This window comes from Tindallia californiensis, assembly GCF_900107405.1.
Taxonomy (GTDB): domain Bacteria; phylum Bacillota; class Clostridia; order Peptostreptococcales; family Tindalliaceae; genus Tindallia; species Tindallia californiensis.
The window spans coordinates 82,719-103,569 of record NZ_FNPV01000003.1 but is presented as its reverse complement, the minus strand read 5'-3'; the positions used below and the strand labels follow the sequence as shown (position 1 = coordinate 103,569).

Sequence of the window (20,851 nt, the reverse complement as noted above, 5' to 3'; positions counted from 1 at the left end):
AGTAGTTGAGTAGTTGAGTAGTTGAGTAGTTGAGTAGTTGAGTAGTTGAGTAGTTGAGTAGTTCGAAGTATCGAAGTAAAAGTGGTTTGTTTCAAGCAACATAGGAACAATTGCCGTTGACGCTACGGTAATAAGACCAGTGAAAGAAGGAATTCAATGCAGGTTAGTTTTGAAGGAGTGAAAAAACTGTATAGCTTGTCTGTTGTAAGAGGATTCAATTTTGTTTGATCGAGCCTTTCTGAGAAATACTAGAGAGGCTCGATTGTTTTTTTGATGCGGGATATTAATGATTTACGTATATGTATGGACGTGTAGTATGAAATACAGTATAATTGGAGTATTATAAACCGTTTCATTATATAACGACTCATCGCTGGGAGGTGTTGTTCTTGATCTACAGACCTTATGGGAAAACTGGAAAACATGTTTCTGTCCTAGGTATGGGAGGGATGCGTTTCGGAAAAGATAATGATTATGCGGCTGAAGTAGTCCGTCATGCAAGTGCTTGTGGGATTAACTATTTTGATACAGCCCCCTTTTATAATGAAGATCGCAGTGAAGATATTTTTGGAAAAGCTTTTCAAAAGATGCCGGCCCCATTTTTTGTATCGACAAAAAGCAGTATCAACAGTGATCAAACCGCATCGGACGTAAGAAAACGGTTAGAGAATTCCCTCAAACGAATGGGTTTGGAAAAAATCAACTTCTATCATATGTGGTGTATTATGGATTTAGACCAATATGATCGGGTGATGGCTCCGGGAGGCCCTTATGAAGGAGCGATAAAAGCAAAGGAAGAAGGCTTGATAGATCACCTGTGTTTTTCCACGCACTGCAAGGGAGAAGACATCGAGAAAATTATAAACGACGAAGTCTTTGAAGGTGTGCTACTTGGTTATAATGTAATCAACCATCCTGTCCGGCAAAGAGGTGTTGATGCGGCTGTCAAGAATAATATAGGGGTTGTGACAATGAACCCTTTAGAAGGCGGGTTAATTCCCAGGCACCAGGATTATTTTGCGTTTATCAGGGAAGATGAACAAGAAACTGTTTCACAGGCAGCACTTCGTTTCAATGCTGCTCAGGAAGGAATTACAGTGGTACTAGCAGGAATGGGAACAAAAGACGAGATTGATGAAAACCTTCGAATCATTGAACGTCCTTTAGAAGTATCCGAGGGAAAAAGAAAAGAAATCCAAGAAAAAATGACAGACTATGCAGACCAGCTTTGCACAAACTGTCAGTATTGTCGCAAATGCCCCTTAAAAATCAAGATGAATTATTACATGGAAGCCTACAATTTGTATTTATTAATGGGAGAAAAGGAAATGTTTCAGCAGATTCGATGGTATCAGGAAAAAGATGAATTAAAGCAGGAAGATTTACTGCCTGGAGACTGTACCGCTTGTGGTATTTGTGAATCATTGTGCACACAAAAACTTCCCATTATTCAACGATTGGATGAAATTCATCAATTGATGCAAAAAAGATGAGGTGAACAGAGTGAAGAAAAATGCTAGAAAAGTTGAAATAAAAGGCAATCCCCTTGCCTGTCCCGTGTGTAGTGCTGATGAGTTCTGGGAAAGAGAAACCTTAATGAATACAGCAGGTGCTACTTTTCTGGGATTTGACTGGGCGAATAAACCGGCAAAAAATTACATATGTGACAATTGCGGCTATGTGTACTGGTTTTTAAGGTAAGATAATAGCGTTAAAAATGGAAAAATCAATCCGAATGGAGGATGGGAAATGGAGTTTAATCTGGAAATAGGGATTCTGGGAAAGACAGAGCTGACGGTGACAGAGGAAAAGACAGCGGTAGCTTATGGCAGTGGTGGAATAGACGTTTTTGCTACGCCTGCTATGATTGGTGTGATGGAAAATGCAGCACTTAAAATTGCTGATCAACATCTACCAGATGGATGGAGCACTGTAGGTACCCGTTTAGATGTTCGTCATATAGCGGCCACGCCTAAGGGAATGAAGGTTAGAGCAGAAGCGAAATTGATTGCGGTCAAAGGAAAGCAGCTAACCTTTGAAGTGACAGCTTACGATGATGAAGAAAAGATTGGAGAAGGGATCCATGATCGATATATCATTAATAAAGAGACTTTTCTGAATAAAACAGAAGAGAAAAAAGCAAGACAAACCTAACCCCAAATTCTACAGGTCATCATTTTCTAAGGAGTAAATAATTAGAAAACAGACAAGACGGAAGTTGGGGCTTTATCATAATTGTTTTTGGTTTGATCATCATAACAAAGGAGGATTTAACATAATGGAGAAAATACTGAAAGAGGGATTGACCTTCGATGATGTGTTGCTAATCCCTGGAAAATCAGAGGTACTGCCGGCGCAGGTGTCACTTAAAACAAAGCTGACTCCAAAGATACAGCTCAATGTTCCTTTATTAAGTGCCGGGATGGATACGGTGACAGAAGGAAAGATGGCTATCTCGATGGCTAGAGAAGGTGGAATTGGGATCATTCATAAAAACATGACCATAGAAGAACAGGCCTTGGAAGTGGATAAAGTTAAGAGAAGCGAGCATGGCGTTATTGTGGATCCTTTCTTTTTATCACCAGATCATATGGTGGCAGATGCATTAGAATTAATGGAAAGATACCATATTTCCGGTGTTCCGATTACCGTAAAAGGAAAATTGGTCGGTATTATTACGAATAGAGATATCCGGTTTGTTAAAGACTACAACTTACCCATTTCTCGTGTAATGACTTCTGAGAATCTGATAACCGCTAAAGAAGGTGTTACCATGGATGAAGCTCAGAACATTCTAATGGTACACAAAATTGAAAAACTGCCAATTGTGGATGAACAAGGAAATCTAAAAGGACTTATTACTATCAAGGACATAGAAAAATCTATAAAATACCCAAACTCAGCCAAAGATTCTGGCGGAAGGCTATTGGCTGGTGCCGCTGTCGGTGTAACAGAAGATATGATGGAGCGGGTTAAAGCCTTGGTAAGTTCCAAGGTGGATGTTATTGTAGTAGATACGGCTCATGGTCATTCCAAAGGAGTGTTGGAATCCGTAGCGTCCATTCGAAAAAGCCATCCGGAATTACAAATTATTGCCGGTAATGTAGCAACCCCTGAAGCTACCAGAGAGCTAATTGAAGCTGGAGCTAATGCGGTGAAAATAGGGATAGGCCCCGGATCTATCTGTACCACACGAGTTGTTACCGGTGTTGGAGTTCCTCAGATCACAGCGATTGCTGACTGTGCTGAAGCAGCGGATGCTTACGGTGTTCCTGTTATTGCTGACGGAGGTATTAAGTATTCTGGTGACATTGTAAAAGCATTAGCCGCCGGGGCAAGTACTGTAATGATTGGCTCTTTGTTCGCAGGAACAGAAGAAAGTCCTGGTGAAACCGTTATTTATAAAGGCAGAAACTTTAAGACATATCGTGGAATGGGTTCAATGGGAGCAATGAAACAAGGCAGTAAAGACCGGTACTTTCAGGAAGATGATAAAAAACTAGTTCCGGAAGGTGTAGAAGGCATGGTGCCTTATAGAGGCTATCTGAAAGATTCTGTCTATCAGATGATGGGAGGCCTAAGATCCGGCATGGGTTATTGTGGAACCCCGGATATCGAAAGCCTTCGGAAAAAGGCACGTTTCGTAAAAATATCAGGAGCTTCTTTGGTGGAAGGTCATCCTCACGATATTTTTATCACCCAGGAAGCCCCTAATTATAGTGTGAAAGAAACTAATTAAAGAAAAGTGGAAAGGAAGTAGAACAATGGAATCAGTATCAGCAAAAGAAAACATTCTTATTCTTGATTTTGGTGGACAATACAATCAGTTAATTGCAAGACGTGTGAGGGAATGTCAGGTTTACTGCGAAGTAGTCCCTTATCATATAAGCATCGAAGAAGTGAAGAAGAAACAACCGACAGGAATTATTTTAACAGGTGGTCCAGCCAGCGTTTATGAAGAAAAAGCACCGAAGTGTGATCCGGAGATTTTCAACCTGTCTGTTCCTGTTCTGGGAATATGCTATGGTGGACAACTGATGGCAATGAACTTTGGTGGCGAAGTTGCCAGGGCAAACAAAAGAGAGTATGGCAAGACCAGCCTTGCTCTTGAAAACGACACGCTTCTTTTTGCGGATATCGGAAAAGAATTGGTGTGTTGGATGAGTCATACAGACTCTATTAAAGCAGCACCGGCAGGATTTCGAGTTACAGCTTCAACCAAAGACTGTCCGGTGGCGGCGATGGAAGACGCTGAGAGAAAATGCTATGCGTTGCAATTTCATCCAGAAGTAGAACACACAGAATTTGGCACCGATATCCTTAGAAACTTTCTTTATAAAGCGTGCGGCTGTGAAGGCAACTGGACTACAGGAAACTTTATTGAAGAAACAATCGAAGAAATTCGTCATCAAGTAGGGGATAAAAAAGTACTCTGTGCACTTTCTGGTGGTGTTGACTCTTCAGTAGCGGCTGTTTTGGTACATCGTGCCATTGGCGATCAGTTAACCTGTGTATTTGTAGATCATGGACTATTGAGAAAAGATGAACCAGAACAAGTGGAAAAAATCTTCAAAGAGCAGTTCAAAATGAACTTTATTCGTGTTAATGGCCATCAACGTTTTCTTGAAGGTCTAAAAGGCGTAACGGATCCTGAAATAAAGCGAAAGTTTATAGGGGAATCCTTTATTCGTCTATTTGAAGAAGAAGCCAACAAACTGGGAGAGATGGACTTTTTAGTTCAGGGAACCTTGTATCCGGATATTATTGAAAGCGGTACCGATACAGCATCAGTGATCAAAAGTCATCATAACGTGGGCGGATTGCCAGAAGATATGACTTTTCAATTGATAGAGCCTTTTAAGTATTTATTTAAGGATGAAGTTCGAGCCGTTGGTTCTGCCCTTGGTTTGCCGGAAGATATTGTTTGGAGACAACCTTTCCCAGGACCAGGTTTGGCTGTTAGGGTATTGGGAGAGATCACAGAAGAAAAACTTGAGATTGTACGGGAAGCCGATGCCATTATGCGGGAAGAAATTAAAAATGCAGGCTTAGACCGTCAAATCTGGCAATACTTTGCTGTACTACCAAATGTTCAGACTGTTGGTGTTATGGGAGACGAACGCACCTATGCCCATACAGTGGCTCTTCGTGCTATCACCAGTTCAGATGCCATGACAGCTGACTGGGCAAGAATTCCTCATGATGTTCTGGAAAAAATATCTAACCGAATTGTAAATGAAGTAGATCATGTGAATCGAATTGTATACGATATTACGTCTAAACCACCAGCAACGGTCGAGTGGGAGTAAAAGCAAGCAAAACTTAAAAGTCCCTAGAACACTTTTTAAGTGATCTAGGGACTTTTGCCTAAACAGGGAGTCTAAAGGAGCTACTTGGTCGATTTTTAGAAAATTCTTTCAAACACTAGTAGATTTATCAGTATGACTAAGGCATAATAGGAGGAAAGGTAAAGTTTGAATCCGAAGGTCAATGAATTATTGTGGCAATAAATAAATTATTTTTTCGATTTGATAGAAAATTACTTGATTTCTTGCATTATAAAAGATAGAATAGGAACAACTAACGATAGGTAGAAAGAGGTGTAAATATTGAAAGAGCATCAGTCAGCAGAAAAAATCAAAAGAATTTCCATGAGACTTTTTAATGAAAAAGGCTATGAAGCTACTACTATACGGGATATCTGCAATGAAATTGGAATCACGGCACCATCCTTTTACTACTATTTTGATTCGAAAGAACTGTTGTATATGCAGATGATAAAGGAAGCAGAAGCTCTGCACCAGGAAGTAATTGAAGCAGCTATTGAAAGCTGCCCGAGTCAAGTTGCGGAAGAAAGATTATTGTATATTTACAAAGCTTTGCTGGACTATTATCGCAAACAAAAAGAAGAATACACCTTCCTTTTAAGAAACGTATTGTTCCCAGTGGCGTCAATGGGTGAAAGAATTCAAGAAATGCATATGACCTGGAGAAAACAATATGCTGAGAAAGTGAGTGAATTTGTTGCTTCCAGTCAAAAGAAGAAAATGCCTAAGGCAGATATGAAGGATATCTTAGAAGCATTTCATCGTTTTGTGACAGGCTATATGCTACAGCTGATCAGCGGACAAAAAGAACTGTCTGAAGAGCATGAGGATAAAGCATGGGAGTTTTTTTGGAATGGAATCAAGTGATTATTCCTAAAGAAAATAAAAAAAGTGAGTCTCGGGTATGGACTCGCTTTTTTTATACATAAATTTTGAAAAAAAAAGGGAAAGACGTAAAAAATATCGTATAATTAGGTAAAAGATTCTTTAGATAAATAATAAAGCTATGGAATATTAATTTCATTTGATGAATAAAGGTGAGTCATGATGAAGCTTTCAACGCAGTCAAAGAAAAAAATTAGTCGGTTATTTCAGAACCTTTCAAAAATGACGGGTTTATCAGCGATGTTTATGGATGTGGATGCGAAGCTTATTGCTTCATCGGCACAACACTTAGTTTGTGCTGATTTTCATCAGGCCTATGAAAGAAGCAATACCCAATGCCATGAGAACTTGCAAAAACATTGTCGCGAAACCTTGTTAGATACAGATGGAATGCTGGCTGTATGTCCCATGGGAATAGGATATGCAGTGAAAAATGTATACTTAAATCAAGAAAAGGTAGGATGTGTTTTTGGAGGCCCTTTTTTTCTGACAGCACCGAAGAGAACCTTTTTTATTAAGCAAGCTGAAGAATATGGGTATAACCAGGAAAAATACCTGGAAAAAATCATGGAGATTTCAGTTGTCGATAAAGAAAGAGCATTGTCTCATTTAAGGATGATCCATCGGTTGATTTCTTTTGCTATTTCTGTAGAAAAAGTTAAAAAAGATCAAATAGAAGAAGAAAAAGAGCTGATTGAAAACAATCAGGAACTGGAAGGAGCTTACCAGCAGCTTGTAGCTTCGGAAGAAGAGCTGCGTAGTCGCTATGATGAGCTGAAAGAAAAAGAAAGAGAAATCATCGAAACAGAAGATAGGTATAAAAAAGCCGTAGAAGCCAGTCAAGACGGTGTGTGGGACTGGCATATTCCTTCGGGGAACAACTACATTTCAGATCGATATTCAGAGATGCTAGGCTATGATCCAAGAAAATCCGAAAGAACTTTTCAGTTTTTTAAGTCTTTGGTTCATCCGGAAGATATGAAAAAAGTGGAAGAAACCTTGGAAGGCTTTCTTAGAGGCGATTATATTCAAAAGGACTATTTGTTTCGAATGAGAGCGGCAGATGGAGCTTACCGGTGGATACAAACTCGGGGCAAGGTGTTCGAATGGGATCGGGAAGGTAGACCGGTTCGAATCGTAGGCACTCAGAGAGATATTACGGAAAGTCGAAGATTAGAGAAAAAATTAAAAGATAGTCAGCGACGCACCGAGATGGCTATTAACGCCAGCGGGAATGGATGGTGGGATACGGATCTGAAAACAAAGGAAGTGACGGTTTCTGATATAACCAAGAATTTGTGGGGAATTGAACAAAATCATCTGTCTGTTGAAGCGTGGCAAAATCTGATTCATCCGGAAGACAGAGAAAAAGCTTTAAGAGAAGAAGCTCAAAAGCTTAAAGCGCAAAAAAGCTTTGTTCAGCAATATCGAATCCTTAGACCGGATGGATCCATTCGATGGGTATTGGATAGAGGCAGAGCCGTTGCTTATGATGAAAAGGGAAACACGACTCGGGTAAGTGGAATGATTTCGGATATAACGGAAAAAATAGAGAAGGATCAACGGTATAAAAGACATCAAGAAGAGTTGGAAGCTCTTTTTAATTATTCGCCAGACGCATTAGTGTATACTGAGTTTGAAGATGGGAAAAACATCATTAAAATGATTAACCGTCACTTTGAAGAGATGTTTGGCTATTCTGAAGAAGAAGCTTGTGGAAATGATCTAGACCGATTGGTAGTCCCTGCTAAGACCTATCATGAGGGGTTGAACATTTCAAAAATGCCGTTACACAACGAATACTATGAAGGCAAGGTTGAAAGGATTACGAAAGAGGGGGTACTCGTTCCGGCTGTCCTTCGTGTAGGGCCGGCGATAGTAGATGGAAAAGTAGTAGGAGCACAAGGCAGTTATACGGATATCAGTAAGTTGCTTTTAACAGAAAAAAAATTACGGAAAACACTTAGAGATGCCGTGGATGGTCTTTCACGAATATCTGAAAAAAGAGATTTATATACGGCAGATCACCAAAAGAAGGTGGCCTCGTTAGCGGTAGCTATTGCAAAACAAATTGGATGGCAGGAGCATCAAATAGAAGGATTAAGAACAGCAGCCCTGTTGCATGATATAGGGAAAATGATGATTCCGACGGATATTTTAAGCAAGCCATCGCGTCTAACCAATCTGGAGTTCGAATACATTAAAACCCATCCTCAAAATGCCTTTGAAATCTTAAAAAACATTGAATTTGACTGGCCGGTTGCTAAGATTGTTTTACAGCATCATGAACGTTGCGATGGGAGTGGCTATCCTCAGGGGTTGGAAAAGGATTGTATTTTACCGGAAGCTAGAATTTTGATTGTTGCAGATGTTGTAGAAGCAATATCGTCGCATCGTCCCTATCGACCTGCTTTAGGAATAGAGGTTGCCTTGGAAGAGATCACTAATTTTAAGGGTAGTTGGTATGACGAAGAAGTAGTAGAAGCATGTCTTTTCTTGTTTCGAAAAAGATCTTTCAGTTTTTGAAAAAGGCTACGATTTACAACGAAGAGGTGAGCGTTTTGTCAGTAACACATTCTTTCCGGCTGGAAAAATATGAAGAGTTTTTTCAAATTCAACAAATAATGACAGATTTTCAAAATACAACAGGATTAACAGCCCTTTTAATGGATCAGGACGGAGAACCAATGACAGAAGCATCTCATCAGAAGATTTGTAGAGAGTTTCATAAAAAAAAGCCTGGATCAAGGGAACATTGTCGAAACAGTAATCGAAAGATGATGACACTAGCGAAAGAGAGCACAGAAGAGACGTTGGAATATCAAAAATGTGCCAATGGATTGATTAATGTAGCGGTTCCCATCGTCGTAGAGGATGAAAGAATAGCAACACTTATGATGGGAGAATTCTTTTTGAAAGAAATGGAAGAACCGAATAGAGACTTTTTTAAGAAGCAGGCATGTCGTTATGAGTATGATGAAGATGCTTATCTTGAAAGCCTTCAGGAAGTTCCCATATTAACCTTGGAACAATTGGCAGATCATGTTTCTTTTCTTCGTGGACTGACAGAATACGTTGCTGAAATGATACAGGGAATCATGAGGCGGCTTGAAGTACGCCAGGAGCTTAGTGCGGCCAGGCAACAAAAGGAAGTATCATTGCAACAGTTGAAAGCAACTGAGGATGAACTAATGGATCAATATGAGGCATTAAAAGCGAAAGATGATCAGTTAAGAGATAGCAGGGAGAGGTGGGTTTTTGCCATTGAAGGTAGTCAAGATGGTGTCTGGGATTGGAAACTGGAAGAAAACAAAATCATTATAACGGAACAATGGGCAAATATGCTGGGATATAAAGGATCCGAGGTGAAGGATAGCGATCGTTTTTTTGCTGAAAACATTCATCCTGGAGATGATGAACGAATACATAAAATAATGAAGCGATTTCAAAATGGCGAGTTTGAGTTTCATCAGCATGAATTTAGAATGAGACACAAAGATGGAACTTATCGCTGGATATTATCTAGAAGCAAGGTAACGGAGAGGTGTGGAAAGGGGAAGCCTTTAAGAATTACAGGTACTCATACAGATGTTACAAGTTGGCGGGAGGGTATAAACCGTTTAATTGCTACCAGGAAGCAGCTTCGATTTGTTTTGGAGGGCAGTGGGGCAGGTATTTGGAAGTGGGATTTGGTTAATAAGACGGTTTACCTTGACCATGGAAGCAGGAAAATCTTAGAAATTTCTAAGGAGATCATCACAACGGATGAATGGAACGAAAAAATTCATCCAAGCATTCGACGAGAAGTCTTAAAAGAGGATGAAGAGAGTGTTTTAAAAGAGGTAAGTTATCAAAACGAGATACTAATGCAGGCGGCTGATGGTACTCCGTTTTGGGTAAGGGTGTGCGGTGAGCCTATTCATCGAGATGATCAAGGAAAACTGGTAGCGTTTAGTGGAATTATTACAGATATTACGGAAGAGAAAAACCTTGAAAAAGCCATTGAATATCAAAAACAAATTTTTGACTCTTTTTTTCAGCAGTCACCGGATGGCATTGTGCATCTGACAGATAAAATGGTCATTAAAAATGTGAACCAGCCATTCAGTAAATTATTTGGCTATGGGAAAGAAGAGTGTATAGGAAAAAAAATAGATGATCTCATTGTGCTGCCGGAACAATTAGAAGAAGCCGAGCGTATTCGAAAACTAGCGGATCGCCTTCAAAATTTGGAAGTGGAGACGATAAGATACACCAAAAGCAGAAAAGGGGTACCAGTAATTATCCGAGGTGGTTCAATACTGATTGATGGAAAAGTGGCAGGGTATCAGGCAACCTACAAAGATATTTCCGGTCAAAAGGAAAAAGAAGACCAGTTAAAGCGGGCCTTAAAAGAAACGGTGAATAGTTTTGCAAAGCTTTCGGAAAAAAGAGATATGTATATTTATGGGCACCAACAGCGGGTAGCTCAACTGGCGATGGCGATCGGGAAGAACCTGGGATTATCAGAAAACACCTTGGAAGGTCTGTGGATTGCAGCTATTTTACATGACATTGGTAAAATTATGATTCCTTCAGAAATACTAAGCAAGCCATCTAAGTTAACTCCCTTAGAATTTGAGTTTATCAAAACCCATCCGCAAAATGCTTATGAGGTTTTAATTGATATTGATTTTGAGTGGCCAATCGCTGAAATGATTTTACAGCATCATGAAAAGCTGGATGGGTCAGGTTATCCACAAGGATTGAAAGATACTCAAATATTGATGGGTGCAAAAATTCTTATAGTAGCAGATGTGGTGGAAGCCATTTCATCTCATCGTCCTTACCGGCCAGCTTTAGGGACGGAAGAGGCATTGAAAGAAATACAAGCATATAGTGGGATTAAGTATGAACCTCGGGTAGTGGAAGCTTGTGTACACCTTTTTTGTAAAGAAGGATTTTTCTTCCAAGATTAAAAGCGGAACATTGAAACAAAAAATGATAAGATTGTTCAAGAATAATAGGTATAAACAGGGGAGTGGAACATAAAAAATTCGAAAAACCCTTTGCTTTTTGTTTGATCTTTGTTATGATGAAAAAGAAGAACTCAATCCTATAATGCTGATAATATGGTTCGGCAGTTTCTACAGAGTCACCGTAAATGGCTCTACTACGAGTGAGGCCTGTATAACAAGATAACATTACTTTTTTGAAAAGTATGTTCTTGATAAAAGTTCTGGCTTGATTCACTCCTTGGGATCTTAGTCAGGACTTTTCGTCGTTTTAACGGAGTTGCATCGCTTTTTTAATAAATCGGGTAAAAAGATAAGGGGGAAAACCTGTGAAACGCTGTGACATTGGAGTCGTTGGCGGTGGACAATTGGGAAAAATGTTATTAATGGAAGGTTATCGGATGGGGCTATCTTTTGCTGTTTTAGACCCTTCAAAAACCTGTCCGGCAAAGGGAATGGCACATGAGTTTATTCATGGCCGTTTTTTTGATGAAATAAAAATTCAACAGTTGGCGGAAAAAAGCCAACGATTAACCTATGAATTTGAACATATTCACGCAAAAATGTTGATGAAACTGGAATCCAAAGGATGTCAGGTAATGCCTTCACCAGAAACGCTTTATATGATACAGGATAAGTATCAGCAAAATAAGGAACTGGAAAGTCATTGTTTGCCCGTTGCACCTTATAAAAAAATTGAGCAAAAACAAGATTTGATAGAGGCGGCGGATCTTTTCGGCTATCCTTTTCTTTTGAAGTCAAGATTTGGTGGTTATGACGGAAAAGGAAATGTGAAGGTGGATGGTCCAGAAGTCTTAGATGATTCTTATGACTTGTTAGATGGAAAAGAAAGACCGCTGATGGCGGAAAAATTCATTGCGTTTAAGATGGAAATATCCGTAATAGCGGCGAGAGATTCTCTTGGAAATATTGAAACCTTTCCGGTAGGACAAAACATTCACCAGGATAACATTCTTGATAGAAGTATTGTACCAGCTCCCTTGCCAGCGGAAGTGTTGAATTCAGCTGATAAACTGGCAAAAAAAACCTTGAAACATCTGAAAGGAGCAGGTATTTTCTGTATTGAAATGTTTGTTGGGGAAGATCAGCAGTTATGGATTAATGAAATTGCTCCCCGAACTCATAATTCGGGGCATTACAGCATTGAAGCCTGTAATATTTCTCAGTTTGGACAACAGATTCGCACGATTATGGGATGGCCTCTGGTAAAACCGACTTTGTTCAAGCCAGCGGTGATGGTAAACCTGTTGGGAGATCCGGTGAAAAGTGGAAATGCAAAATTGGTAGGCATAGAGGAAGCTATGGGAATAGCTGATGTATATCCTCATTGGTATGGAAAAACAGAAAGCAGGCCTGGTAGAAAAATGGGACATGTCACTATCTTGGCGGATAGCAGCGAAGAAGCGAATGAAAAAGCAGAAAAGATCCGCAAGGTGTTGAAAGTAACCGTTTGAGATAAAAACAGAATTAGGAGGAGTCGAGGATGCAAAAAAGCAAAGTAGGGATCATTATGGGAAGTGATTCGGATTTGCCGGTGATGAAAGAGGCGACGCAGGTATTGGAAGGACTGGGAATCCAATGCGAAACAAGAATTATATCTGCCCATCGGACACCGGAAGCAATGGTTTCTTATGCGCAGCAGGCCAAAGAAAGAGGAATAGAAATTATTATTGCTGGAGCGGGAGGTGCGGCTCATCTGCCTGGGATGGTTGCTTCCATGACAACGCTTCCGGTGATAGGAGTGCCTGTAAAAAGCAACGCTTTATCGGGCTGGGACTCTTTGTTGTCGATCGTCCAGATGCCGGCGGGTATTCCTGTTGCTACGGTAGCTATCAATGGAGCTAAAAATGCTGGATTATTGGCGGCACAAATTCTTGGAATTAAAGATCCAGTGGTTTCTCAAAAATTGGAAGATTTTCGGAAGCAACAGACGGAGCAGGTGCTTCACAAGGCAGAAACCTTGGAAGAATTGGGGATTGATGGATTCTTGGAGGGGAGATAGGCAATGGTAAAGGATAAGGGGATAGAAAAAAAAGAGATGTTGTATGAAGGGAAAGCCAAGCAAGTCTATGTCACAGAAGATGCTTCAAAGGTAATTGTATATTTTAAGGATGATGCAACGGCTTTTAATGGAAAAAAGAAAAGTCAGATTGAAGGAAAAGGAAAGGTGAACAATCATCTATCTTCACTGATATACACATACTTGGAAGGAAAAGGAGTGAAAACCCATTTTATTCAACGGCTATCCGATCGAGAGATGTTGGTGAAAGCAGTAACAATCATTCCTTTAGAAATTATTGTTCGAAATGTGGCGGCTGGCTCCATGACCCGGCAATTAGGGGTGAAAGAGGGAACCGTACTCAAAAAACCAATTGTCGAGTATTCTTTGAAGAAGGATGAGTTGGGAGATCCTTTTGTCAATGAAGATCATATTATTGCCTTGGAATGGGCGACGGAGGAGGAATTGAACAAAATTCGTTCAGAAGCGTTAACCATTAACAAGCTATTAATTGAATTATTTTCAAAAGCGGGTTTGAAGCTAATCGACTTTAAATTGGAGTTTGGAGTGAATAAAGACGGGGTATTGCTGGCTGATGAAATATCGCCGGATACATGCCGGCTATGGGAAACTCGGACAGGAAGAGTAATGGACAAGGACCGGTTTCGAAAAGATATGGGACAGGTATCAGAACACTATGAAGAAGTGCTGGAGCGAGTCAGTAAAGTATTGGCAGTTTGAAAATGGAGGGGTTCTTGTGTCAAAGGAATTGATGTGGGATGGATTAAAAGAAGAGTGCGGTGTGGCCGGAGTGATTCAGATGGAGGATGATCATACAGCGGAGCTGCTTTACTTTGGTCTTTATGCTTTGCAGCATCGGGGACAGGAAAGCGCGGGCATTGCGGTGAATGATGGAGATAAAACCCGGTGGCATAAAGATATGGGTTTGGTCTCAGAGGTATTTGATAATGAAGAGTTAGAAAAACTGACAGGTCATATTGGGATTGGCCATGTACGATACTCTACTTCTGGAGAATCGGATGTTGAAAATGCACAGCCTTTAGTAGTTCGTTACAGAGGTGGAACCATTGCCTTAGCTCATAATGGAAACTTGGTAAACGCCAGGCTTTTGAGAGATAGACTGGAAGATGCGGGGGTTGTTTTTCAGACAACCATTGATTCGGAAGTGATTGTTAACCTAATCGCCAGATACAGTAATGAAGGAATCCATCAAGCTATTCGCAGATCCATGGAGCTGATTAAAGGTGCTTATGCATTAGTCATTATGAACGAGGAATGTTTGATTGGTGTGAGAGATCCTTTGGGTCTAAGGCCACTGTGTATCGGGAAGACAGAAAAAGGGTATGTATTGGCATCGGAAAGCAGTGCTTTTGACGTTATGGGAGCTGAACTGGTTAGGGATGTGGAACCGGGAGAAATGGTGACTATTACGCCGGAAGGTATTCAGTCAGAATTTTTTCAGTCTTTGCCTCGTAGAGCTGGATGTATTTTTGAGTATATTTATTTTGCCAGACCGGATAGTATTATAGACGGGATCAATGTCTATGAAGCAAGAAAAAATTCTGGTCGGGTACTGGCGAAGGAATGCCCTGTAGAAGCTGATATGGTAATGGCAGTTCCGGATTCTTCCATACCCGTAGCCCTTGGTTATGCAGAAGCCTCCGGCATTCCTTACGGAGAAGGACTGATAAAGAATCGCTATATTGGCAGGACTTTCATTCAGCCAACTCAGGCGATACGTGAACTGGCGGTCAAACTAAAGTTATCGCCGATGGCCGCAAACATTAAAGGTAAAAAACTGATTCTGATTGATGATTCTATTGTAAGAGGCACTACCAGTAAACGGATCGTGGAAACCTTAAAACAGGCTGGAGCTAAAGAGGTGCATGTTCGTGTCAGTTCACCGCCAGTCGCTTATAGCTGTTATTTTGGTATTGATACACCTGATCGAAATCAATTAATTGGAGCGGTAAAAACCGTTGACGAAATTCGCAAAATTATTCATGCTGACAGCCTCCATTATCTTACCCCTGAAGGATTAGTGGAAGCGCTGGGAAAACCGGAAAAAAACTTTTGTTTGGCTTGTTTTGACGGTAATTACCCGATGGAGCTTCCGGAAAAGGCACAGCAGCAAAATGGACAACGAGTGTTTCAAAGACTAGATAAGGAGAATCAATAGGGAGGAATTGGAATGGAAAAAGTAACCTACGAATCTGCTGGTGTGAATGTCGAAGAAGGTCAGCGCAGCGTTGAACTAATGAAAAAAGCGGTACAAAAGACAATGACAAAAGAAGTGCTTCAAGGGTTAGGTAGTTTTGGGGCGATGGTTCAACCGGATTTGAAAGGAATGAATCAACCGGTGCTGGTTTCTGGAACTGATGGTGTTGGAACCAAATTAAAGCTGGCCTTTATGATGGATCGGCATGATACGATTGGTCAGGACTGTGTGGCAATGTGCGTGAACGATATCCTTTGTCATGGTGCACAACCGTTGTTTTTTCTGGATTATCTGGCGACAGGAAAACTGGAAGCGGAAAAGGCGGCGGCTATTGTGGCAGGGATTGCAGAAGCGTGTCAAAAGGCTGGCTGTGCCCTTGTAGGTGGAGAAACGGCTGAAATGCCAGGTTTTTACCAGAATGGCGAATACGATTTGGCTGGTTTTGCTGTCGGAATGGTGGATAGAGACAAACTGATTACAGGTGAGACGATTACGGCGGGAGATGCGATTATTGGACTGGCTTCCTCTGGAGTTCATAGCAATGGTTTTTCTTTGGTAAGAAAAGTGTTGTTGGAAAAAGAAGGCATGGATTTATGGAGCTCTTTTGGAGATTCGACGCTTAGTTTGGGAGAAGCCTTACTGACGCCTACCAGTCTTTATGTAAAGCCAATAATGGAAATGATTCAGCAAGTGCCTATAAAAGGGTTGGCTCATATAACTGGTGGAGGTTTCTATGAAAACATACCAAGGATTCTTCCTGATGAGACGGCCGCAACAATATGGTTGGGGAGCTGGCATATTCCAGACATCTTTCACTTGCTAAAAGAAAAAGGACCATTGGATCAAGAAGTCATGTACGGAACTTTTAATATGGGCATTGGGATGATCTTGGTAGTATCATCGGAAGAAAAAGAAAAAGCGATGGAGTTGCTTCGTGCTAATGACCAACAAGCTTGGGTTATTGGAGAGGTGACATCGGGCAATAAGCAGGTGACATTATGCGACGGGTCAGAATAGCTGTGATGATTTCTGGCGGTGGTTCCAATTTGCAGGCGTTGATGGATGCCATTGATTCGGGACAGATTCCGGCGGAAATTGCTTTGGTTATTTCCAGCGACAAGAAAGCCTATGGTTTAGATAGGGCTAAAAAAAGAGGAATTCCTGTTGATTGTTTGCCGGAAAAAGAAATGTCGGAAGACTTGCTTTCAGAGGAAATACTAAGGCGCTTACACGCTTTTTCCATAGATCTGGTCCTGTTGGCAGGATACCTTAAAAAAATTCCGGAAAAGGTGGTAAAGGTTTATGAAGAAGGCATCATCAATGTACATCCTTCTCTGATCCCTGCTTTTTCTGGGAAAGGGTTTTATGGGGAAAAAGTGCATCGGGCTGTGCATGAGCGAGGAGTGAAAATAACCGGGGCAACGGTTCATTTCGTCAATGAAGGGATGGATGAAGGTCCCATTATTCTTCAGGAATCAGTATCTTTGACAGGCCTTGAAACGCCGGAAGAAATAGGGAAAAAAGTATTGGAAGTGGAACATCGGATATTGCCAAAAGCAGTGGAACTTTTTGTGAAAAATAAATTAAAAAATCAACAGGGACGGATCCTTGTTAAAGGAGATGAGGTTAGATGATCAAACGGGCATTGATCAGTGTATCGGATAAAACGGGAATAAAAGAACTTGGGCAAGCATTGGATCATCTAGGCGTTGAATTGATATCCACTGGTGGAACAGCAAAAATGATGGTGGAAAACGGAATTAAGGTAAAGGAAGTCTCGGAGATTACTGGATTCCCAGAATGCTTAGACGGGCGGGTAAAGACACTTCATCCAGCGATTCATGGAGGGTTATTGGCAAGACGAGAAATAGAGGAACATATGCAGACATTGGAAGAGTTGGATATTCAAAAGATTGACTTGGTCATTATTAATCTGTATCCCTTTCGGGAAACCATGGAAAAAGAAGGGGTGAGTTTTCAGGAAGTGATAGAACAAATTGATATAGGTGGACCTGCCATGCTTCGCTCAGCAGCAAAAAACCATCAGGATGTAACGGTGGTGGTAGATCCTGAAGACTATGAAACCGTTTTGGCGGAGATGAAAGCGTTTGGGAATACCAAACTGGCTACAAGAAAAAGACTGGCAAAGAAAGTGTTTCAGTTAACGAGTCATTATGATACCTTGATTGCTGAATACTTATCCAAAGATGAACCGGTTTCTTTTCCTGAAATCAAAACCATGACCTTTGAAAAAGTTCAGAATTTAAGGTATGGAGAAAATCCTCATCAACAAGCAGCCTTTTATCGGGAAATTGGATCAACCTCAGGGACCCTTCCGACGGCCAGACAGATTCAGGGAAAAGAGTTATCCTTTAACAATATCAATGATGCGGCGGAAACTCTGAGTCTTTTGCAAGAATTTGATGAACCAACGGCTGTTGCGGTGAAGCATACAAATCCTTGTGGGGTAGCTTCTGCAGAAACCGTAGAATTAGCTTATCAAAAGGCCTTTCAATCAGATCCACTGTCTATTTTTGGTGGAATTGTAGCTGTGAATCGTCCTCTTAATAAAGAGACAGCTGATCAAATGATAGAAATATTCTTAGAAGTTATCATAGCTCCTTCTTTTACACCGGAAGCCTTAGAAGTGTTTGCGTCAAAGCCGAATATAAGGCTGTTGGAAATACCAGATATCAAAGTGGATACTGGAACGACTTTCGATATGAAGAAAATAGCTGGCGGGATGCTGATTCAGGAATCTGATAAAGCTTTATCAGAGGCCAGGGAAGTTCCGACAGAGAAAAAACCAACGGAAAAAGAAGAGAAGGACTTGCAATTCGCATGGAAAATTGTGAAACATATTAAATCCAATGCCATTGTAATTGTAAAGGATCAACAAACCCTTGCTGTAGGGCCGGGGCAGACGAGTCGGATCTGGGCATTACAAAATGCGTTGAGAAACACCTCTCACCAGGTGAAGGGTGCTGTCATGGCTTCGGATGCTTTTTTTCCTTTTCCTGACTGTGTAGAAGAAGCTGATAAGCATGGAATCACAGCGATTATTCAGCCCGGAGGCTCTAATCGTGATCAGGATTCCGTGGAAGCTTGTGATAAAGCAGGGATAAGCATGGTGTTTACGGGAATGAGACATTTTAAACATTAGGAGTGGATACGGGTGAAAATATTAGTTATTGGCGGTGGTGGAAGAGAGCATACCTTGGTATGGAAATTAAAGCAGTCTTCAGTTGTAGAGCATATCTATTGTGCACCAGGAAATCCGGGGATTAACGAGATTGCAGAAGGTATTGCGATACAAGTGGAGAATATCGAGGGGTTAAAAGACTTTGCTCTGGAAAAACAGATCGATCTGACCGTAGTTGGGCCGGAGGTACCGCTGGTAGAGGGAGTGGTAGATGCTTTTCGTGAAGCCGGACTTCAGATTGTTGGCCCAGACCAGGCTGGTGCAAGGTTGGAAGGCAGTAAATCTTTTGCAAAAGCGTTTATGGAGAAATATGATATACCTACGGGGAAATATGAAGTAGCCTCTCATTCGGAAGAAGCGAAAGAAAAGTTAGAAGCATTTGAGTATCCACTGGTTATTAAGGCGGATGGTTTGGCAGCGGGAAAAGGGGTACTGATATGTCAAACAAAAAAAGAAGCAATGGATGCTATTGAAGATATTTTGGAAAAAAAAGTTTTTGGACAAGCGGGAAATCATTTGGTGTTAGAAGAGTTTTTAGTAGGAACGGAAACATCGATGCTGTGCTTTGTAGATGGAGAAAGCATACTGCCCATGGCAAGTTCTCAAGATCACAAGCAAATTGGTGATCATGATACAGGTCCTAATACTGGCGGTATGGGAACGTACTCCCCTAATAGAGCATACACGGTTTCCATGGAGAAAGAAGTAGAACAGAAAATTCTGCGGCCTACCTTGGAAGGGATTCGAGCGGAAGGCATGGATTTTCGTGGCATTCTTTTTATTGGGCTGATGATTACGAAGGATGGGCCTAAAGTATTGGAATATAATGTTCGCTTTGGTGATCCTGAAACGCAGGTAGTGCTGCCCAGGCTTAAAAACGATTTATGCGTGGTGTTTCAACATTTAGTGAATAAAAGATTAAAAGAAGTTCAATTGGAGTGGAAAGAAGAAACGGCTGTTTGTATTGTTCTGGCATCAGAAGGATATCCGGCAGATTATAAAAAAGGAATCCCCATTCATGGGATTGATGAAATTCGGGAGGAAGTACTCATTTTTCATGCTGGTACAACTATCCGGAATAATGAACTGGTGACAAATGGCGGACGGGTACTGGGAGTTACCGCCTTGGGTCAAGGGGTTGACGAAGCCCGTGAAAAGGCATATGCAGCGGTAGATGTCATTCAATATAAAGGAAAAACCTACCGTAAAGACATCGGGCTTCGATAAACAGAAAGGGTGTCACTAATCAATAATCGTATTATCAATAAGGCGGGTATTGCCGATAAAAACAGCTAAAGCGATCATCAAAGGTGTTTTAAGGGTTGAAACAGGCTCTAATGTGGTAGGGTGAAGGATTTCAATGTATTGGATTTGAATCTGAGGATCACTTTCCAGGAACTCTTTCATCATCTGATGGAGTTCCTGAGGATTCTCATGACCTTCCTTGATATACTGACAACCCTTCAGAAGGGCTTGATTTAAGAGCCTTGCTGAAACCCTTTCTTTTTCTGATAAATAAGCATTTCGAGAACTCATTGCCAAGCCGTCAGCTTCTCGGATAATAGGACAGGCGATGATTTCCACCCTCATGTTCAGATCTGCCACCATTTGACGAATCACTTGAACTTGTTGGGCATCCTTCTGACCAAAGTAAGCACGATGAGGGTTCACTAAATGAAACAGTTTATTAACAACGATTGCAACACCATCAAAATGACCAGAACGGTATTTTCCGCAGAGTCCTTCAGCGATCGTACCCATGGTGATACGGGTAGAAAAATGAGCAGGATACATATCGGAGGCGATAGGACTAAAAATAACATCCGCCCCTGCTTCTTTGGCGAGTGCCGAATCGGCCTCTAAATTTCTTGGATACTGGTCAAAATCTTCATTGACACCAAACTGGGTCGGATTAACAAAAATGCTGACAATAACCTGATGATTCTCTTTTTTTGCTCTGTGAATCAAAGATAAATGCCCTTCGTGCAAAGCTCCCATTGTAGGGACGAAGCCAAGGGTTTTTCCGAGGGCTCTTTGTTGCTCGGCATAGGCTTGCATTTCGGGTAACTGGCGTATGATTTTCAAAGTCATCCCCTCCATTGGTTTTCTGTTTATTGGTAAGTAACTTTTATTATTAAGACTTAAGCCGGCTTTATTGTATCATGTTGAAAGAAAAAGAGGGAT

Annotated in this window: 17 protein-coding genes and 1 riboswitch; of the genes, 16 read left to right on the top strand and 1 reads right to left on the bottom strand. The window is 41.0% G+C overall.

The genetic code is table 11. The features are described 5' to 3' along the window. Positions 1 to 389 precede the first annotated feature (389 nt). From BLV55_RS04540 to purD, 16 genes are all read left to right on the top strand, one after another. The gene (locus BLV55_RS04540) at positions 390 to 1,493 is read left to right on the top strand and encodes an aldo/keto reductase (protein WP_093311686.1); all 1,104 of its coding nucleotides are present in this window, start codon (positions 390 to 392) and stop codon (positions 1,491 to 1,493) included. Between the two features lie 10 nt (positions 1,494 to 1,503). Next, on the top strand, positions 1,504 to 1,701 hold the full coding sequence (locus tag BLV55_RS04535; RefSeq protein ID WP_093311683.1) for a hypothetical protein: 198 nt from the start codon (positions 1,504 to 1,506) through the stop codon (positions 1,699 to 1,701). A gap of 48 nt (positions 1,702 to 1,749) precedes the next feature. Further along, positions 1,750 to 2,154, top strand: coding sequence for a thioesterase family protein (locus BLV55_RS04530; protein ID WP_093311680.1), 405 nt, complete (start codon positions 1,750 to 1,752; stop codon positions 2,152 to 2,154). A 124-nt stretch (positions 2,155 to 2,278) separates the two neighbouring features. Continuing rightward, a complete protein-coding gene (gene guaB, locus BLV55_RS04525; RefSeq protein WP_176968259.1) occupies positions 2,279 to 3,739 on the top strand; it encodes an IMP dehydrogenase in 1,461 nt (486 codons plus the stop codon). A gap of 25 nt (positions 3,740 to 3,764) precedes the next feature. Continuing rightward, the gene (gene guaA / locus BLV55_RS04520) at positions 3,765 to 5,309 is read left to right on the top strand and encodes a glutamine-hydrolyzing GMP synthase (RefSeq protein WP_093311678.1); all 1,545 of its coding nucleotides are present in this window, start codon (positions 3,765 to 3,767) and stop codon (positions 5,307 to 5,309) included. 300 nt (positions 5,310 to 5,609) lie between these two features. Then, positions 5,610 to 6,194, top strand: a complete 585-nt coding sequence (locus BLV55_RS04515) for a TetR/AcrR family transcriptional regulator (protein ID WP_093311675.1) — start codon at positions 5,610 to 5,612, stop codon at positions 6,192 to 6,194. 180 nt (positions 6,195 to 6,374) lie between these two features. Further along, positions 6,375 to 8,738 (top strand): PAS domain-containing protein, encoded by a 2,364-nt coding sequence (locus BLV55_RS04510; RefSeq protein WP_176968258.1) that lies wholly within the window; start codon positions 6,375 to 6,377, stop codon positions 8,736 to 8,738. 35 nt (positions 8,739 to 8,773) lie between these two features. Further along, complete coding sequence (locus BLV55_RS04505) at positions 8,774 to 11,170, top strand: PocR ligand-binding domain-containing protein (protein ID WP_176968257.1); 2,397 nt, start codon at positions 8,774 to 8,776, stop codon at positions 11,168 to 11,170. Between the two features lie 115 nt (positions 11,171 to 11,285). After that, positions 11,286 to 11,387: riboswitch (purine riboswitch) on the top strand. Between the two features lie 148 nt (positions 11,388 to 11,535). After that, positions 11,536 to 12,681, top strand: a complete 1,146-nt coding sequence (locus tag BLV55_RS04500) for a 5-(carboxyamino)imidazole ribonucleotide synthase (protein ID WP_093311668.1) — start codon at positions 11,536 to 11,538, stop codon at positions 12,679 to 12,681. Positions 12,682 to 12,710: 29 nt separating this feature from the next. Further along, positions 12,711 to 13,229, top strand: a complete 519-nt coding sequence (gene purE, locus BLV55_RS04495; protein WP_093311667.1) for a 5-(carboxyamino)imidazole ribonucleotide mutase — start codon at positions 12,711 to 12,713, stop codon at positions 13,227 to 13,229. 3 nt (positions 13,230 to 13,232) lie between these two features. Then, positions 13,233 to 13,967 carry a phosphoribosylaminoimidazolesuccinocarboxamide synthase gene (purC, locus tag BLV55_RS04490; protein ID WP_330386574.1) on the top strand — a complete coding sequence of 245 codons (735 nt, stop codon included), beginning with the start codon at positions 13,233 to 13,235 and terminating at the stop codon, positions 13,965 to 13,967. Positions 13,968 to 13,998: 31 nt separating this feature from the next. Further along, positions 13,999 to 15,426, top strand: coding sequence for an amidophosphoribosyltransferase (purF, locus tag BLV55_RS04485; protein ID WP_093312270.1), 1,428 nt, complete (start codon positions 13,999 to 14,001; stop codon positions 15,424 to 15,426). A 12-nt stretch (positions 15,427 to 15,438) separates the two neighbouring features. Next, positions 15,439 to 16,482 carry a phosphoribosylformylglycinamidine cyclo-ligase gene (gene purM / locus BLV55_RS04480; protein ID WP_093311664.1) on the top strand — a complete coding sequence of 348 codons (1,044 nt, stop codon included), beginning with the start codon at positions 15,439 to 15,441 and terminating at the stop codon, positions 16,480 to 16,482. After that, positions 16,464 to 17,099, top strand: coding sequence for a phosphoribosylglycinamide formyltransferase (purN, locus tag BLV55_RS04475; protein ID WP_093311662.1), 636 nt, complete (start codon positions 16,464 to 16,466; stop codon positions 17,097 to 17,099). Before purM ends, purN begins: the two co-directional genes overlap by 19 nt. Next, positions 17,096 to 18,628, top strand: coding sequence for a bifunctional phosphoribosylaminoimidazolecarboxamide formyltransferase/IMP cyclohydrolase (gene purH / locus BLV55_RS04470; RefSeq protein WP_093311659.1), 1,533 nt, complete (start codon positions 17,096 to 17,098; stop codon positions 18,626 to 18,628). Before purN ends, purH begins: the two co-directional genes overlap by 4 nt. A gap of 12 nt (positions 18,629 to 18,640) precedes the next feature. After that, positions 18,641 to 19,894 (top strand): phosphoribosylamine--glycine ligase, encoded by a 1,254-nt coding sequence (gene purD, locus BLV55_RS04465; protein WP_093311656.1) that lies wholly within the window; start codon positions 18,641 to 18,643, stop codon positions 19,892 to 19,894. Positions 19,895 to 19,909: 15 nt separating this feature from the next. Here purD and panC read toward each other — a convergent pair whose 3' ends face one another. Continuing rightward, positions 19,910 to 20,752: a pantoate--beta-alanine ligase gene (gene panC / locus BLV55_RS04460; RefSeq protein ID WP_093311654.1), complete on the bottom strand. Its 843-nt coding sequence runs from the start codon at positions 20,750 to 20,752 to the stop codon at positions 19,910 to 19,912. Positions 20,753 to 20,851: the final 99 nt, after the last annotated feature.